Genomic DNA, 17,326 nt, shown 5'->3' with positions numbered 1-17,326 from the left:
AAACGATAGTCAGGATACTTTTTATTTAGAAGCTGTAGCTCTTGTTGTTGTATAAGTAGCAACAAAAGCAATAAAGACCAAAAGCAGTAAGGTTAGAAAGAAACCTCCCCAATGTCCTTTATTAATAAAAAAGCCCGTTGAACTTCCTATTAAGGTTGATCCCATATAGTAAAAAAACCAATAGAGAGCAGTGGCCGAACTTTTTGCTTTTCCTCCTAATTGGGTAACTACTCTACTGGCGATTGTATGTCCGCTAAAAAAAGCAATTGTAAATATCGTCAAGCCTACTAAAACAACAAAAAGATTAGCTACATACATCAATCCCAATCCAATAAAAAGTAGCGTTAAGGCTAAAAATAGCATCTTTTTAACCGAATAGCGATCTGATAAACGTCCTGCAACTAAATTTCCAACGATTCCAAAAGCATACATCAAAAAAATTAAAGCAATCAAATAATGAGGTAAATTATAGGGCGGAGCCTCTAACTTAAAACCTAAATAATTATAAATACTGACAAAACTGCCCATCAAACATATACCAACGATATACATGGCTATAATCCGCTTATTCCTTAAAATACGTTGCATTTGGCGTATTTTTTTATTGAATTTAGTTTTTTGGGGTTGAAAAAAATGAGAGTCTGGAAAGAAAAAATAAAAGATAAGGGCAATACCCAAGGCCAATACACCAATGGTAAGAACAGCAATTTGCCAATTGAACCAACCACTGACTAAAGCAGCTATTATACGGCCAAACATACCGCCAAATGTATTACCTGCTAAATAAAAACTAATGGCTGTTCCAATCGACTTTTCATCTATTTCTTCTGCCAAATAAGCTAAGGTGACTGCAGATACGCCTGAGAGACATATTCCTTTGATCAAATTAATATTAATCAACAACGAGAAATCAAAAGCAAATACAGATATCAACGTCAAAATGGCTGAAGTGATTAAAGAAAAAAGCATAACGTCTTTGCGTGGATAACGATCAGCAATAAAAGCAAATAGTAGTAAGCCTAAAGCCATTCCAAATGTCGATGCTGATACTAAATAACTACTTTCTGCGGGTGTTATAGCAAAAGATTGGGTGATTTCTGACAACAGCGGTTGATAAGTATAAAGTTGTGCAAAAACAGATACGCCTAGTAAAAAAATACCCCATTTTATTCTTTTGTATCTCACACTGCCTTTGACCGCCTTTTCTGTATCTCTAAAGTCAATATAAGTTGATGTTGCCATTTTTTCCTTTTAATTTAAAGTAAAGTTAAGGTTAAGTTCTAAATTTGTAAAACGATATTTTTCTATAACATCAATCGATAAAACCGATTATAAAATGGAACTAAGACAACTCAAATATTTTTTAAAAGCCAAAGAGCTTCTCAACTTTACTGAGGCAGCTAAAGAACTGTATATTACACAGAGTACTCTATCTCAACAAATTAAACAACTGGAAGAAGAACTAGGTATTCCCTTGTTTGATCGGATTGGAAAGCGCATTTCTATAACAGAAGCAGGAAAACTCTTTGCAACGTATGCCGAAAAAAGCCTTCAAGCCTCGAACGATGGAAAATTAATCCTCCAAGATTTAAAACAAGTAAATACAGGAACGCTGAATATTGGGCTGACTTGGGGACTTAAATCAATTGTTATTAATGCGGTTAGCAATTTCATTGCCCAATTTCCAAAAATCAAACTACAGATAACTTTTGGAACTACAACGGAATTAATTGATGCCTTAGTAAAACAGGATATTGATTTTGCCTTGACTTTTTATGAAGGAAAACACAGTGATGAATTAGTTTATGAACCGATTATGACTTCTGATATGGCCGTTATCGTATCCAAAGAGAGTCCTTTAGCCACTAAAAAAGGGGTTACTTTTAAAGAAATTGAGCAATTGACCTTAGCACTTCCTGTAAAAGGGTTTAGTACTCGCGACTTTTTAGATCGTCAATTCGAAAAATATAAAATACATCCTACAATTACAATAGAAGTAAATCACACCCCAACCATTGTTGATTTAATTCGCACAGGAGCCTTTCAGACCATCTTAACACTTGCAACCGTTCATGGTGAAAAGGAATTATGTGCAATTCCTATTCGCGGAACAAACATGAAACGAGAGGCGGTAACCATTCGCTTAAAAGACAGCTATCAAAAAAAGGCTACCACCTACTTTATTGATCTTTTGAAAGCGGAAAACAAAGAAGAATACAATCAATTGTAGTAGAATTGAGTATAAGAAAAAAAATAAAACAAAGACTTACTCCTAGCTAAATCAAAATATAATAGATAAGTTCGCGCCAAAATAAACAAACATGAAATTTATACAAACAATGCTTATTTTTTCGGTACTCTTATTGCTTAATTCTTGTGCTACACCGAAACAAATTTCAATTAACAAAGCCGAGTATCACGCTCAGAATCGCGTGGCTATTATTGTACATCCTCCTACTAGTTTTGTTGGAAAAACAGGCTCTCAAGGTATACTTGATCTAGCTGTAACACCGCAAACCAAATACAAAGAAGGAATGAAAATCCTCAGTAAGACCTATGATTCTACGATACAAAAATCCTTAAAAGATGAATGTGAAAAAATCTATGCATATACAGGAAAAAAATATATTGTCTTAGATAGTATCGCAAATTTACCAACTATTGAAGTAAATAAAAAACAGGTGCTCGACTATCAATACATTAAAGATACTTATCAAGTAGAACAAATACAAGAGATTACTTGCACCTATGGTATCACAATAGATTACTATGGTTTTATTGAAACTGATAAAAACACATTTGTTTCAATCAACTCCATCATAACTAATATAGAAAATCAAACGACCGTACAACAGTATAACCAAACTAAAAAAATAAAACTTAAAGGAAAATGGCGAGCGAATAATTATGCTATCTTCAACAAGTCATTAGAAACAAGTGTTAAATTGGCCTTAATGGACTTTAATAGTCAATTCTAAAAAAAAGCTTCTGAATGTATTCAGAAGCTTTTTTTATTTCTTATGGATTATTTTCCTGCTGCAATTAAGTTTAAGGCAGATCCCGCTTTAAACCATTGAATTTGACTTGCATTATAGGTATGATTTGTAGCAATTACATCTTTTGATCCATCCGCATGAACAAACTCTAAGTGCAATGGTTTTCCTGGTTCAAATGCCGTTAAGTCTAAGAAATTGATGGTGTCATCTTCTCGAACTTTATCGTAATCTACTTCATTCGCAAACGTAAGGGCTAACATTCCTTGTTTTTTCAAATTTGTTTCGTGGATACGGGCAAATGATTTCACCAATACGGCCATAACCCCTAAATGGCGAGGTTCCATCGCTGCATGTTCGCGAGAGGATCCTTCTCCATAATTTTGATCACCTACTACAATGGATGGGATTCCTGCTGCTTTATACGCTCTTTGTACAGCGGGTACTGCCGCATACTCCCCGGTCAATTGATTTTTCACTTTATTTGTCAAGTGGTTGAATGCGTTTTCAGCTCCAATCAACATATTATCAGAGATATTATCTAAGTGACCGCGAAAGCGCAACCAAGGTCCTGCCATAGAAATATGATCCGTCGTACATTTTCCAAACGCTTTAATTAATAATTTAGCTCCTGTCGTATTGGTACCGTCCCAAGGTTTAAAAGGTTCTAATAATTGAAGGCGACTAGACGTTGGTGAAACGATTACATCTATATTTGACCCTTCTTTTGCAGGGGCCTGATACCCAGGATCTTCTACAGCAAATCCTTTTTTAGGTAATTCATCACCTGTTGGTGGTAGCAATTTCACTTCTTGTCCTTCATCATTTATCAGGGTATCTGTAATTGGATTAAATCCTAAATCACCTGCAATAGCCAATGCAGCCACCATTTCTGGTGAAGTTACAAAAGCATGGGTATTGGGATTGCCATCCGCCCGTTTAGAAAAGTTACGATTAAACGAGTGAACAATTGTATTTTTCTCTTCTTTATCTGCTCCTGCACGATCCCATTGACCAATGCATGGTCCACAAGCATTTGTAAATACTTTGGTTCCCATTTTTTCAAAGGTTTCGATAATACCATCTCTTTCAATCGTATAGCGAATTTGTTCGGATCCTGGATTAATACCAAATTCCGCTTTAGGTGTAATACCGTGTTTTACGGCTTGCTCTACGATAGAAGCTGCTCTAGACATATCTTCATACGAAGAGTTGGTACAAGATCCAATCAAGCCCCATTCTACTTTTAGTGGCCAGCCATTTTTCTCTGCATCTTCTCTCATTTTAGATACAGGTGTTCCTCTATCTGGTGTAAAAGGACCATTGATATGAGGTTCTAACTCCGATAGGTTAATTTCAATTAATTGATCGAAATACTGCGCTGGATTAGCATAAACTTCGGCATCCGCCGTTAAATGCTCCGCTACTTTATCGGCCGCATCAACTACATCTTGACGTCCGGTTGCAGCTAAATATCGGCGCATAGAATCATCATACCCAAAGGTAGAGGTTGTTGCCCCAATTTCAGCTCCCATATTACAGATGGTTCCCTTTCCAGTACAAGACATTGAAAGCGCTCCTTCACCAAAATACTCAACAATAGCACCTGTTCCTCCTTTTACTGTTAGAATATCTGCTACTTTTAAAATAACATCTTTTGGGGCGGTCCAACCGTTTAATTTCCCTGTTAATTTAACACCGATCAGCTTTGGAAATTTCAACTCCCAAGCCATTCCAGACATTACGTCTACAGCATCTGCTCCTCCTACACCAATGGCTAACATTCCTAACCCACCTGCATTTACTGTATGTGAATCAGTTCCAATCATCAATCCCCCAGGGAAAGCATAATTTTCTAAAACAATTTGATGAATAATTCCCGCTCCAGGTTTCCAGAACCCAATACCATATTTATTGGATACGGAAGATAGAAAATTAAATACTTCTGACGATTGCATTTCTGCTACTTTTAAATCTATAGCAGCCCCTACTTTGGCTTGAATCAAGTGATCGCAGTGTACCGTAGTAGGTACAGCTACTTGCTCTTTCCCCGCATGCATAAACTGCAAGAGTGCCATCTGCGCCGTTGCATCTTGACAAGCAACGCGATCTGGTGCAAAATCAACATAATCCTTTCCTCTCTCAAAAGTTTGAGAAGGTTTTCCTTCCCATAAGTGCGTATATAAAATTTTCTCAGTAAGTGTCAAAGGTCGTCCGACTAACTCCCGTGCTTTTGCAACGTGATCTGGCATCTTTTCATACACTTTTTTTATCATTCCAATATCAAAAGCCATACTAACAATTATTTTTAAATTATTTGATTTCTACTACAATTTAAGCCTTTTACCTCTTGTAAATTTTATAGAAATGTTAAAAACAAATATTTAAAATGATTCTATTTTATTTATGAATAATAAGAGTTGTATTTTTATCTTTTAAATTACCTTAACTTTTTTACCTAACTAACAACTTTTGTATTTAATCTGTTATTTTTGGTATAGGAACAACAAGGAGCGTTTTATTCTTCATTTCAACTACTATTTTAACATAGTACATAATTTATACATTGGAATAATTCAGCAATTTCTTTCGTATTTATCCAACTCATTTCCTCTTTTTCTTCACTAATACGAAGTCTATTACTTTGAATATCATGTGCTATCACGGTGTGTCTCTGAAAACCTTTATTTTTAATTAAGAAAATATAATCATTCCCCACAGATAAACTAGAAGCATCTACTTTTTTACAAAAAGCATACATCAGCTTGGCTTGTTGCATTTGGTCAAATACATTGCTATATAACTGGATTACAATATCAAAATTCACTCTTTTTGGCAAGTAAATTTGTTTCACTTTTTTAGATTCTCTTTGCAAATTCAAATAATACTCTAAATAATCATCGATGTAAATAATTGGCACTTGTGTATAGCTTTTATTCACCGCAATATTTTGACGTTGAGCACAAAACAATTCATTAAGATCAATCTCATGCTGATTGCAAATTTCAATCACTTTGGCATAGCACAACGTATTTCGCTTTTTCCAGGAAGAAATTGTATTGGGTTTCAATTTAAATATTTGCGCTAGTTCCTTAGCTGAACGTACTCCTAATAACACTTTTAATCGGGTCAAAACTTCTGTTGAAGTTACCATTCTTTTATTTTCTTGTATAGATACTTCTTTCATCATATTCTTAATTTATAGTTAGACCTGAACTCAACAAAGGCATATCATTTCTTTTGTAAAGTCCCTTATATAGGCATTCTTTTACTTTTAGTATTACCAATTCAACTAGTGCGTCAACAGCCTCTTTTTTACTGCTAACTCAAACAAAAAAAATCAAATAGATCTTATTCTATTCTTGGATTCCTAGAATCATATAGCGTGTTGATATTGCCTTTTTACACTAAAAAAGCAGTAAATTTTCAACCGTTACTATTTTCTATTTTAAATTTATGTTTTGCTTTTATTAAAAAAATCTAGCTTTCTTTCTGCTAGTAGTTTGGAAACTTCCAACCCAGTCAAACCGCATAAAAATCTCATGTGACCCTGCGTTATAGGGATTGATTTTTGAGGTATCAAAATCATAGGTATAGCCAATAAACCACTCGGAATTAATTTGAACCCCTGTAAGTGCACTAATAGATGCATTCCATCGATAGGCAGTTCCGATTGTGAATTTTTCTTGGAACAAAAAGTTTGCTGTAAGATCTAATGAGGGTTTTCCTTTGCCAATTTTAGATAAAAAAGCAGGTTTAACCAACCATTCCTGACCTAAGTCAAACACATATCCTCCTATCAAATAAAAGACAGGTTTTTGACGTACAATCGTTCTTTTTATATCATCATAATAATCCGTATTAAATACTTTAGGAACAGACAAACCCAGATAAGCTACATCCGAGAAAAAATAAGTACCCGCTCCTACATTGGGGTTAAATCTATTTTTTATATCCTCATACATGTAGACGCTTGTTTGGTCGTAAATATTTAATTTAGAATAGGAAAGACTCAATAAATTAGCTGTTCCTTTTACTCCTAAGGCTAATTTATATTGTCCATTTAATTCGAGCGTATAGGCTAAGTCAAAAGAAATACTATTTTCATCTAAAGCGCCTATATGGTCATTTACAAAATTTACACCCAAACCTAAATTTGAATTTTGCAAAGGTGTAGTAAAACCAATATTCGCTGTTTTAGGCGCCCCTTCAATTCCAATCCATTGATTGCGATACAAGCCAAAAAAACTCATCGTTTCTTTACTTGCTGCATAAGCAGGATTTATGACTGTAGCATTATACATATATTGTGTATACATTGGATCTTGTTGTGCATAAAGCACGCACCAACTACCTAAATTCAAAAGACTCACGCCTAGAATAGTTATTCGTTTCTTCACGGATTTTATATTAATTTGTTTTTCTATTCAAACTACTACTAGCGGATGTTATCTTGTCTTCGAGACCTAATTAGGGTTATGTCTGCTCAGGAAAATTTACAAGTATCTACTACACTTTCATCCAGTAAGTTTTCTATGAATCGTCTACCAATTTTATCGTTGTTTCATGTCATTTACTTGTACCAAAAGAAGTTTGCCCATATCTAAATGGGCCATACTTCTTGGAAACAACAGATTAACTCATCACATATTATTCCTGCGCGCTCACTCTTTCTTCAAATTGCCAACCTAAAACAAAAAGCAGGTCAAACTTTCACCTTCCTTATCTCTCCTTTACGCGTTTGACTCTTCATTTCAGCATATCCAACAAACTAGGTGTAAGACGAGAGAATAACGTTGTGAATAAGTGGTATGTTTCATTTTTTTACTTGACAAAATTCTAGAAACAAAAAAAAAAATCAGTACTAAAATGTGTATAAAAAAAAGAATAGTAAACAAATTAATAAAACCGTAAAACAAATTGATCAATTTGATTATAACAAAAAAACAATCGCATTTACAGTAAAAAACAAATAGTATAATTCCTTAAAGACAAAGGAATTAAACGCAAAAAAAACAAACGCAAAATTCTCTTTTTACATTCACATACTTTGTAAAAAAATATACCTGAGAAAAGGTGTACGAAAATTTTAAAAAAACCTGCAAAATTCTCCCTCTTAAACCTATACTATTGTTTCTTTTTATTCTTTTCCCTTGCCTCTTTTTGACTTCGCTTCATAGAAAGCTATTCATTATTACTTCTCTGCCTTCCTACTTATAAATGCCTCTAAATATATTAACCAAGGCTATACAATCATTCAAAGAACATTACCCCTAAAACTTCGCACTCCTTTTTAGGAAGTTAACGCTGATTTTTTTTTAAATATTCAAAAGGTGTACACCCAAGAAACTGTTTAAAGCTTTTAAAAAAAGAGGTTTTAGAATTAAATGCGCTTTTTAGAAATAACTCATTCACGCTTATATCTTCTTTATATTTATTGGCATTAATATATTGAACGATACTATCAATTCTCAATTTATTGATGTATTCCCTAAAATTCATACGATGAACGACATTAAAATATTGCGCTAAATAATATCTTGATATTCTGGTCTGCGTTGCTAAATCAGTCATTTTAAAATTGGCATCTAAAAAAGCTTTATTTTCAACAATGATTTGATTTACTTTGATATTACAACGTTGTAAAACAATATCATTCAACTTGGATTGTCCGTATTTCAATCGATTTAATTCTTGTTTTTCACTTAGGGAGTATTCTTTTATATGGACTGGCTCATTAGTTGTATTTGCCGTATTTTTTTGCACTTCATCCATATGGATTATTTTGTTTTCCATCATTTTTCGAAGGAAAGCTAAATACACATAAAATAGCAATAGAAATAAAAATCCTGATAATTTAATATCCTGAGAGATACGAAAGAAAAACACAATCAAAATACAGCCAAAGCTTAAAAAAAGCCCTTTTCCTTCTCTATTTTTTTGTCTGTCTAAAACTTCTAACGTGCCTTTTATTCTGTTTTTTTTTATTTGTATTCTCACTGCATAAAAAAGGAGAGATAACCCCAGAACAAGAAGGGGTATTTCAAAAACATAAGGCAACTTACTTTCCATAAAGTTAATAACTAACCCACATATAAAAACCCCAATCATACTGTAAAAATCGGCTAAATAGATATCGTATTTCAACAGCAGTTGTTCCTTATAGTAAGTTGAAAAAATCAAACTAAAATAAGGTCCATAAAATAAAAACATCAATCCCCAAATTGGAAAATAAAAGGATTTATTTAGTATTTGATCTTCATACGTTATTAAAACTAATTGGACGAGAACAAAAAAACTAAACCAGGTCATTGTTTTATAAACTAATCGCTTTGAATCAGGTACGATTTTATAATAAGCAGTAAACGTTTCATAAAAAACGATAGGCATTAATAAAATAAGAAATAAATTTTGTAGGGGCATAATACTCTCAATTAAAAAAAACAAAACCTTACTCTTTAATAAAATAAATAGCTAATATTCAAAATTTTAAATATTTCAAAATGAAAGCAATACTCTTTCTTCATCCTTCCCCATTTTGTATTGCTTTGATTCTGAAATTTAAAAGCAGAATATATTTTTGTAAAAAAGAGAGAAAAACAAAAGAATAGTAGCTAAAAAACACTTCCCCAGGTTGGTTTGAAATTTCTCTTAAAAATAACCAACCAAAACAACCAAATCTCATGCCAAAACACTTAAAAAGCAATACAATTATCTTTATCTTTTTTTTGTATACTAGTTTCTTTTGTTTTGTTTCTCTTTTAAAAAAGAAAGCTCTTTTGCAAGAGCTTTCTAAACTCTATCTGTAATTTTTACATCTCTACAGCCCGATGATTCAAAAAATAGTTTTATTTTTCTAAGATGATAAACGCACTGCGTCTATTCTCCTGGTGTTGTTCCTCACTGCAACGCACGCCATTGCTACACGGATTCAGGAGTTGAGTCTCTCCATACCCTCGTCCCGTTAAACGACTCGGGGTTATACCTTGACCAATCATCCACTGAATCGTCGATTTTGCTCTGCGATCAGATAAACTCAAGTTATAAGCGTCTTTTCCCTTGCTATCCGTATGGGAGCGAACATCTATTTTTAAACTTGGGTGCTTCTTCATCACTTCTACAATCTTCATCAACTCAATCGAAGCATCATAACGGATGTCCGATTTGTCAAAATCAAAGTAAATAGGTGCTAGTTTCAGCGTCTTAAACAAGTCGTCATTCACCTCTAAAGCAATCTCGGTTTCTTCTAATCCGATATTCACCGTTTTTACTCCTGGTTGATGATCGATATTAAACACTACTTCTACGGTATTGTAAGACGCACGCTGCGCTTTGATGCGGTATTTATAACCACAAGCTAAGGCCGTACTGCTGTAATACCCTTGGCTATTGGTGCGAACCGTATCGGATTGCTGATACAACGCATCGGAGATGATTACTACCGCATTGGTTAGAACATCGTTGGTGCGCTTGTCATACACCTTACCCTCAAGGGTTTGCCTACACGGTTTCTCTGCAAAAAAGTAAATATCATCCGAGCCCTTGCCTCCTTCTCGATTCGAACTTACAAAGCCTTTGTTTTCTTGGGAATCTATATAAAAACCAAAGTCATCGCGGTTGCTGTTAATCGGTTTACCTATATTCACCACAGGTCCAAAACTACCATCGGGGTAAATCTTAGATACAAAAACATCTAAACCTCCTAAACCAGGATGACCATCGGAACTAAAATACAACTGCTGATCCGCCGAGATAAAGGCAAAGCTCTCTCTCCCTTCGGTATTGATGCCCTTGCCTAGGTTCTCTACCGAACCATAGCCGCCATTCTCATATAAAGCAACCCGGTATAAATCCGATTGTCCTACCGATCCTTGGCGATCTGAAGAAAAATACAACCAATTCTCATCCGGAGTTAAAGCAGGATGCGCGGTATTAAAATCATCCGAATTGATCGGTAATTCCTCTACCTGTCCCCACTGCCCATCCACTTGCTTTATGGACTTGTAGATCTTCAAAAGCGAACTATGTGTCTTGTTTTGCTTGCTCTTGCCATTGCTCTTGGAATTATTGCGCGTAAAATACATCGTCTTGCCATCCTTGCTAAATACCGCGCTCGCATCATTGACACTCGTATCAACCGTTAAGGCTAAACGCTCGGGTTCGCCAAAACTACCTCCCTGCAACCTAGATAGGTATAAACTCGTATAACTCTCATGGGTCCAACCGTGTAGCTGATCTCCACTCTCGCTTTGCGTAGCTCGTGCAGAGGTAAAAACCAAATCCAGTCCCAACATACGGCCTCCATAATCTGAATAAACCGAATTCAAAGGCAACGATCGTATCTCATATTGATCTGAATGATTCTCAATATGGCTCAGATAGTCGCGGTTCTTGCGGTATAAATCTCCCCGGGAATCCCCTTGTTCTAAAGACACAAAACGATCCATAAATTCTTGGGATTTCTTGTAATCATCAACCGATTTCAACGTCTGGGAATACCGGTAATAATACTCCGAGCTTAACTTTTGAACCGCCTTGTCTTTGTAATCCCCTTCAAAAAGCTCACTATACCACTGATTGGCTTCGGGCAATTGGCCATTGAAATAATAAGCATCCGCTAAGTTTTGCAATATCGAGGTATTCACATACCCCTTAGTGGCTAAGGTTTCATAGATATCTATCGCATTGGAATACGCCAAGCGATCAAAACTTTGAGCCGCCAATTTCTCCTTCTTTACTTGGCTATAACTGCTGATTCCCACACTTAAAATTAAGCTCAGGAAAACTAGGTGTACTGTCTTTCGTCTCATATCCCTCTCTTTTAAAAGAACCTAGGCGCTTCGACGCGCTTAAAGGCGTTAAACAAATTAAAGCGAAGAAAAACCTCATGGGAGCCCGAATTATAATGAGATAACTTGCTGGTATCTGCATCGTAACTATACCCAATAAGCATGTTCTTAGTCACTTGAAAACCTACTAACCCACTCACTGAGGCATCCCAGCGGTAAGCCGCTCCAAGGGTAAACTTTTCCATAAACATAAAATTAGCACTTACATCGACCTGCAGCGGAGCACCTTCAACCATCTTGACCATAGCCGCTGGTTTAAATTGTAAATTCGGATTCAAGTCAAAAACATAGCCTCCAGTTACATACAAATGAAGCTTTTGTCGAAGCGTGGTAAATTCATTGTCATCATAGCGAGAGCGCGTAAATAAATGAGGCGCAGAAACCCCGACATACGCTTTATCGGAATACAAAAACAAACCCGCGCCTAAATTCGGAGTGAATTGATTGCTGACATTCTCTGCCACAATCGGATCCGTGCCATCGTAAATGGTCAATTTACTGTAATTGACATCCAATAAACTCCCAGATCCTTTCAAGCCAAAAGCCAGTTTATAGGTGTAACTCAAATCAATCGCATACGATAAATCTACCGAGAGCGTATTCTCATCCATGGCTCCCAACCGATCATTGGTAAAATTTACCCCTAAGCCCAAGCCAGAACTTCCCAAAGGCGTGTCCAATGACAAGCTACCAGTTTGGGGAGCGCCATCAAGGCCAACCCACTGGGTGCGATACAAACCAAAAATATTTAATCCCTCGCGACTTCCGGCATAAGCCGGATTGATATTCGAGTGATTGTACATATAATGCGTATACTGAGGATCTTGTTGGGCATGAATCGCTCCGGGAAAAAAGCCTAGTAAGACTAGACCTATCCCTAAATATATTTTTCTATTTTTCACTGATGTATCTATTAATTAGTTTCTAAATGGAGATAGCCCGATTTCTTAATCGTTCGCGAACCATTTTTATCCGATTTATCATACGTGACAATGTAGTAGTACGTACCCGTAGGTAGGGGGTCCCCTTTTTTAAGGGTGCTGCGACCTTCGGAATATCCGCGGAAAACATTTCCGGAACTATCATAGCCCCTAGTTTCATAGACTTTCACTCCCCAACGGTTGTAAATCTCTACCGTATTACTAGGGTATTGCGTGATATTTTCTATCAAAAAATAATCGTTTTTGCTATCCCCATTAACCGTAACTAAATTGTATATCTTCAATTCACCGACTTCTTGAGCAGTAATATCAAACGTAGCCAAGGTAAAATATCCATAGCCCGTGATGGGAACTGCTGTGGTGATCTCCCGCAAATCCATCGCCACAACTCCTCCTTGATCAACCCACAATTCTTGATTTTCATCCCAGCGTACAATGTGTAAATTAGTCTCCGGATCAAGCAACACACTGGATAAGGTCGTGCGAGAATCCCAGCTTAAAGTCAACAAAATATCCCCTTTACTGGACGTAGACTTCTCTACTTTCCAATATTCCAAGTCATTGAGTAAACGCAATTCTGGACTCGTCTTTTGATGAGTTGCGAAAAATTGGTGATCTCCTAAGATGTATTTACTCTGATAAGCGTCTTTTTCATTGGCTGGGGCTGAGATGCCCGCATACCGATAAAAGCCTTTATCTCCAATGGGATAAGTAAACGATTCCTTGCCTAGCTTTTCGACATACCCTTGCGCGTGACTCTCATCACTGGGATTCAAGGCTTTGGCGCCTGTGTGAAAACTAAGCATACCCGAAAGTGAATCTACTTCCATTATTCCGTCTTGAAAATCCAAACTCCCCTTGACATTCAGCTCATGCTGCAAGTCAAAAGCCAGGACTCCCGTAGGATTATTCAATACGACATCATAAAACTCTGAAGGTCGACTACCCGTTAAATGTTGAACTCTTTGACTCTCTTCTAAAAGAGTAAATATTGCCTTGCCACTCTTGGCATTGGCGCTGGGGTAATACAAATTATCGTTGTTGAAATTGCCGTAGTAATAGGTAGTGCCATCACTCTGAACCACACCTTCTACTTGATTGTCAAAATCATAGCTCGTACTTACCAAAGCATCTTTACTTATAGTAAGTGAGCCTTGATTTACAAAGCTGTTTTGATACGGAGCCTGCCCAAGAATGGGCATGACTCCTACCAAAAAAAACACTAATACTTGAACGTACTTTTTCATAGCTTGTTATTTTTCGAAAAGTTGTACATAAATTGTTTCTACAGAAAGATTAAATGCATTTGCACCTCTTCTGAAAGACCCATCTGCAGATCCAAAATTTCTCTGAAAATCACTACTAAAAGGTTTTACTCTAATTTCTAATTTATTATTAGTAGGCGTTAAAACTAAATTAGCTGGAAAACTTGCTATTCCTGAATAATCTTGAGAAAAACTATTAGCCCCCCTTGTATACCCTCCTAATGAATAATATTTAGAAATAAATTGTTTTACCAAAACATTATTTACATAAACAGCTACATCGACCAAGGCGTCAACTGCGACATTTCCAACAAAATTCCCATTAGTATTTATGTAACTATTTACTACTAAATCTATATTTAAATATTTACTTGCGACAGGTTTATCATTTGCATTAAAATAGCCTGTAAAAGCCGTTCTATACACTGCATCTGTATAATAAAAAGTACTTGATGATCCGCGATAAACCATCGCATCATAAGACCAGAATTGCGTACTTCTTGTGCCCGTTACAAGTACTTGAGTTAAATCATATACATCTATTTTGGGTATATTAAATGTAACTCCTGTATTGGGAATAGGCATACCTGCTACATCAATTCCTCTTTCGTTATAATATGTAAAAGTTCCATTGTTATTATCTACCAATTTGGTAACAGTCTCTCTATTTCGAACAACATTAGTTAAGTTTACTTCATGTCTATTTCCATCACCATCAATGTATTCCAAGGTTGTTCCATCGTAATACACATTACCACCTGTGATATTGATTAATTGTTCCAGTTGATATTTCACGGTTTCATTGTTGATAATCGTTTCGAAATTTTCTACAACTGCTGCAGGAATATTAATAGTTACTTCTGTACCATTCTCAGAAGTATAAGTATAACTGCCATAGTCATTATCAACTAACGTAGTTAGCGTTTCATTGGCTTTGATAAGTGTAGACAGGTTGATCGGAACGATAGCTCCACTTTCATTGATGTAGGTAAACGAAGTTCCATCGTAGTTTACATTACCGCCATTTTCCGTGATGTACTGATTTAAGATTTCTTGTACATCCGTTTGATTGATAATTTCTTCAAAATTATTGATCACATCCGCAGGAACATCAATCACGACTACTACTCCTGCTTCATTCGTATAACTGTATTTCCCATTACCAGAAGCGTCTTTCACTAAAGTAGTGATAGTCTCATTGGCTTTGACAAGGGTAGCTAAGTTAATGACTTGAGTCGCACCATTTGCATCCGTATATTTAAACGTTGTTCCATCGTAATATACATTACCTCCACCTACAGTAGTAATTAACTCTAGGATTTCATTTTTTACCGTCTCATTGTTGATGATGGTCTCAAAGTTTTCAATTACGGATTGGGGTACATTGATAACCGTTTGTGTTCCATTCTCTGAAGTATAAGTATACGTGCCATTGTTGTTATTTACTAACGTAGTTAGCGTTTCATTGGCTTTGACAAGGGTCGCTAAGTTGATGACTTGTGTCGCACCATTTGAATCCGTATATTTAAACGTTATTCCATCGTAATACACATTCCCGCCACCTACAGTAGTAATTAACTCTAAAATTTCATTTTTTACCGTCTCATTGTTGATGATGGTCTCAAAGTTTTCAATTACGGATTGGGGTACATTGATAACCGTTTGTGTCCCATTCTCTGAAGTATACGTATACGTGCCATTGTTGTTGTTTACTAACGTAGTAATGGTCTCATTGGCTTTGATAAGGGTAGACAGGTTGATCGGAACAGTAGCTCCACTTTCATTGATGTAGGTAAAGGAAGTTCCATCGTAGTTTACATTACCGCCATTTTCCGTGATGTACTGATTTAAGATTTCTTGTACGTCCGTTTGGTTGATAATTTCTTCAAAGTTATTGATCACATCCGCAGGAACATCAATCACGACTACTACACCGGCTTCATTCTTGTAGCTGTATTTTCCATTGCCAGAAGCGTCTTTCACTAAAGTAGTGATGGTCTCATTGGCTTTGACAAGGGTAGCTAAATTGATGACTTGTGTCGCACCATTTGCATCCGTATATTTAAACGTTGTTCCATCGTAATATACATTACCTCCACCTACTTGTGTGATTAACTCTAAAATCTCATTTTTAACGGTCTCATTATTGATGATTGTCTCGAAATTTTCAATTACCGATTGAGGTACATTGATGATTGTTTCTGTACCATTCTCTGAAGTATAGGTATAGGTACCGTTGTTGTTGTCAACTAAAGTAGTGAGCGTTTCATTGCCTTTGACGATTTGCTCAATGTTGATTTCCTGCTTAGTTCCACTCGCATCCACATACTCAAACTTCGTTCCATCGTAATACACATTACCGCCACCTACTTGTGTGATTAACTCTAAAATCTCATTTTTAACGGTCTCATTATTGATGATTGTCTCGAAATTTTCAATTACCGATTGAGGAACATTGATTGTCGTTTGTGCACCATTCTCTGAAGTATAGGTATAGGTACCGTTGTGGTTGTCAACTAAAGTAGTGAGCGTCTCATTGCCTTTGACGATTTGCTCAATGTTGATTTCCTGCTTAGTTCCACTCGCATCGGTGTATTCAAACTTCGTTCCATCGTAATATACATTTCCACCAATTGTATTAAAAATTTGTTCTAGCTCCTGAATTACATTTTCATTATTTACAATTGTAGTAAAATTATTAATCACTTCACTTGCTATATCAACATCAGGTACCAGACGTACCCATCTTGTTTTGTTCCAGTAGTAAAATCCAGGGACGATATCTCCTTGTTTAACATTCGCATAAACCAATAAGCTTTCAACATTTCCATTACTTATGGTTGTTGTATCTGTAGTACTCTTTAAAGAGATGTTGGGAATCAACAATCCTTTATCTTTAGACAGTACAGTCAATTCTGCGGATTTATTAGGTATCGTTGTTCCGATACCTACCTGAGCGTTAACAGCTGAAGCCAAAAGCAATGTGGCGATTGACAGTAGTTTTCTTTTCATATGTATTAATTTAATTTTTTACTTAATTTTATCAACTTCTTATTTTATATTCTATTAATCAGATCATAAACCCAAAAATCTAAAGCTTATATTTAAATCACTTATTTTTGATAATATTTAATAAAACCAAAGTTAATAAGCTAAAAAGTTAAAAAAAGTATCACTAAAAACATTAAAAAATCAAACAACCCTAATGAAACATCATTTAACTTTTTTTTAAAAAAAAGTGACAACTAGATGCTCTAAAAAGTTCGCTGATAACAATT

11 protein-coding genes are annotated in these 17,326 nt (G+C 35.7%); 2 read left to right on the top strand and 9 right to left on the bottom strand.

Annotation, left to right across the window (positions count from 1 at the left end):
- Positions 1-21: 21 nt before the first annotated feature.
- Positions 22-1,242 (bottom strand): MFS transporter, encoded by a 1,221-nt coding sequence (locus ACMHJ2_RS06710; protein WP_413512179.1) that lies wholly within the window; start codon positions 1,240-1,242, stop codon positions 22-24.
- A 94-nt stretch (positions 1,243-1,336) separates the two neighbouring features.
- On the opposite strand from ACMHJ2_RS06710, the gene ACMHJ2_RS06705 reads away from it, so the two are divergent.
- Both ACMHJ2_RS06705 and ACMHJ2_RS06700 read left to right on the top strand, forming a co-directional pair.
- A complete protein-coding gene (locus tag ACMHJ2_RS06705) occupies positions 1,337-2,230 on the top strand; it encodes a LysR substrate-binding domain-containing protein (RefSeq protein WP_413512178.1) in 894 nt (297 codons plus the stop codon).
- Positions 2,231-2,321: 91 nt separating this feature from the next.
- Positions 2,322-2,978, top strand: a complete 657-nt coding sequence (locus ACMHJ2_RS06700; RefSeq protein WP_413512177.1) for a hypothetical protein — start codon at positions 2,322-2,324, stop codon at positions 2,976-2,978.
- Between the two features lie 47 nt (positions 2,979-3,025).
- On the opposite strand, the gene ACMHJ2_RS06695 is transcribed toward ACMHJ2_RS06700, so the two are convergent.
- The 8 genes from ACMHJ2_RS06695 to ACMHJ2_RS06660 form a co-directional block, all read right to left on the bottom strand.
- Positions 3,026-5,287, bottom strand: a complete 2,262-nt coding sequence (locus ACMHJ2_RS06695; protein WP_413512176.1) for an aconitate hydratase — start codon at positions 5,285-5,287, stop codon at positions 3,026-3,028.
- Between the two features lie 248 nt (positions 5,288-5,535).
- A complete protein-coding gene (locus ACMHJ2_RS06690; protein WP_413512175.1) occupies positions 5,536-6,183 on the bottom strand; it encodes a helix-turn-helix domain-containing protein in 648 nt (215 codons plus the stop codon).
- Between the two features lie 280 nt (positions 6,184-6,463).
- Complete coding sequence (locus ACMHJ2_RS06685; protein WP_413512174.1) at positions 6,464-7,393, bottom strand: type IX secretion system membrane protein PorP/SprF; 930 nt, start codon at positions 7,391-7,393, stop codon at positions 6,464-6,466.
- Between the two features lie 901 nt (positions 7,394-8,294).
- Positions 8,295-9,416 carry a helix-turn-helix domain-containing protein gene (locus ACMHJ2_RS06680; protein WP_413512173.1) on the bottom strand — a complete coding sequence of 374 codons (1,122 nt, stop codon included), beginning with the start codon at positions 9,414-9,416 and terminating at the stop codon, positions 8,295-8,297.
- 425 nt (positions 9,417-9,841) lie between these two features.
- The gene (locus ACMHJ2_RS06675; RefSeq protein ID WP_413512172.1) at positions 9,842-11,803 is read right to left on the bottom strand and encodes an OmpA family protein; all 1,962 of its coding nucleotides are present in this window, start codon (positions 11,801-11,803) and stop codon (positions 9,842-9,844) included.
- Positions 11,804-11,814: 11 nt separating this feature from the next.
- A complete protein-coding gene (locus tag ACMHJ2_RS06670; RefSeq protein WP_413512281.1) occupies positions 11,815-12,729 on the bottom strand; it encodes a type IX secretion system membrane protein PorP/SprF in 915 nt (304 codons plus the stop codon).
- Between the two features lie 26 nt (positions 12,730-12,755).
- Positions 12,756-14,030 carry a gliding motility-associated C-terminal domain-containing protein gene (locus tag ACMHJ2_RS06665; RefSeq protein WP_413512171.1) on the bottom strand — a complete coding sequence of 425 codons (1,275 nt, stop codon included), beginning with the start codon at positions 14,028-14,030 and terminating at the stop codon, positions 12,756-12,758.
- Between the two features lie 6 nt (positions 14,031-14,036).
- A complete protein-coding gene (locus tag ACMHJ2_RS06660) occupies positions 14,037-17,060 on the bottom strand; it encodes a hypothetical protein (protein ID WP_413512170.1) in 3,024 nt (1,007 codons plus the stop codon).
- Positions 17,061-17,326: the final 266 nt, after the last annotated feature.

Source organism: Myroides odoratus (genome assembly GCF_965118575.1).
GTDB classification, from domain to species: Bacteria; Bacteroidota; Bacteroidia; order Flavobacteriales; family Flavobacteriaceae; genus Flavobacterium; species Flavobacterium odoratum_B.
The sequence above is the reverse complement of the archived record's forward strand: the minus strand, read 5'-3'. Positions and strand labels throughout refer to the sequence as shown.

Excerpts from the sequence above, each read along its gene's own strand:
- ACMHJ2_RS06710 (WP_413512179.1), bottom strand. The coding sequence starts at position 1,242 with ATGGCAACATCAACTTATATTGACTTTAGAGATACAGAAAAGGCGGTC.
- ACMHJ2_RS06705 (WP_413512178.1), top strand. The coding sequence starts at position 1,337 with ATGGAACTAAGACAACTCAAATATTTTTTAAAAGCCAAAGAGCTTCTC.
- ACMHJ2_RS06700 (WP_413512177.1), top strand. The coding sequence starts at position 2,322 with ATGAAATTTATACAAACAATGCTTATTTTTTCGGTACTCTTATTGCTT.
- ACMHJ2_RS06695 (WP_413512176.1), bottom strand. The coding sequence starts at position 5,287 with ATGGCTTTTGATATTGGAATGATAAAAAAAGTGTATGAAAAGATGCCA.
- ACMHJ2_RS06690 (WP_413512175.1), bottom strand. The coding sequence starts at position 6,183 with ATGATGAAAGAAGTATCTATACAAGAAAATAAAAGAATGGTAACTTCA.
- ACMHJ2_RS06680 (WP_413512173.1), bottom strand. The coding sequence starts at position 9,416 with ATGCCCCTACAAAATTTATTTCTTATTTTATTAATGCCTATCGTTTTT.
- ACMHJ2_RS06675 (WP_413512172.1), bottom strand. The coding sequence starts at position 11,803 with ATGAGACGAAAGACAGTACACCTAGTTTTCCTGAGCTTAATTTTAAGT.
- ACMHJ2_RS06665 (WP_413512171.1), bottom strand. The coding sequence starts at position 14,030 with ATGAAAAAGTACGTTCAAGTATTAGTGTTTTTTTTGGTAGGAGTCATG.
- ACMHJ2_RS06660 (WP_413512170.1), bottom strand. The coding sequence starts at position 17,060 with ATGAAAAGAAAACTACTGTCAATCGCCACATTGCTTTTGGCTTCAGCT.